Raw genomic sequence first — 911 nt, 5'->3', positions numbered from 1 at the left:
TCGGTCTTCGTCAACCAGTTGCTCGGCGATCTGCAGAACCACGTCATGATCGCCGTGATCCTGGTGTTCATCGTCATTCTCTACGCGCTGTCGGGCCGTGCCTCGCTGCTGATCGGCCTGGCCATTCCATCGTCCTTCCTGATCGGCATCCTGCTGTTGGCCATGATGGGCTACACGATCAACATGATCGTGCTGTTCAGCCTCATCCTGGCGGTCGGCATGCTGGTCGACGACGCCATCATCGTCACCGAATTCGCCGAGCGGCGGATGAGCGAAGGCATGCCTAAGGCAGAGGCGTTCGCGCTTGCCGCCAAGCGCATGGCCGGTCCGGTCATCGCCGCGACGATGACGCGCATCGCCGCCTTTTCGCCGCTGCTGTTCTGGCCGGGCATCATCGGCGACTTCATGAAATACATGCCGATCACGCTGATCGTCACGCTCTCGGCCTCGATGCTCTATGCACTGGTTTTTGCACCGGCGCTGGGCGCCTTGTTCGCCAAGGCGCCGCCGCATCACGAGAACGACAACCGCGACGGCTGGTACATGGCGGTGGTCAAGCAGGCGGTGCGCTTTCCCATCACCGTGCTTCTGCTCACCGTCGGCCTCTTGTTCGGTGTCGGCTTTGCCTATTCGAAATACGGCGCCGGCGTCGAGTTCTTCCCGAATGTCGAGCCTGACTACGGCCTGCTCTATGTGCACGCCCGCGGCAACCTTTCGCTCGCCGAAATGGATGCCGCCACAACGACCGCGGAAAACCGGCTTCTCGGCTGGCCGGGCGTGAAATCGGTCTATACCCGTGTCGGCAAGACGCAAGGCGGCGGCCAGGACATTCCTGAAGACGTGGTCGGCGTGATCCAGTACGAGTTCGTCGACTGGCGCGAGCGCAAATCGGCGAACGCCATCCTGGACGA

1 protein-coding gene is annotated in these 911 nt (G+C 62.1%); it reads left to right on the top strand.

The window, feature by feature from the left end:
* Positions 1–911, top strand: a 911-nt coding sequence (locus AC0L3H_RS32940; RefSeq protein WP_473588245.1) for an efflux RND transporter permease subunit, incomplete at both ends; no start/stop codon positions are given.

Source organism: Mesorhizobium sp. WSM4816 (assembly GCF_055811535.1).
The sequence above is the reverse complement of the archived record's forward strand: the minus strand, read 5'-3'. Positions and strand labels throughout refer to the sequence as shown.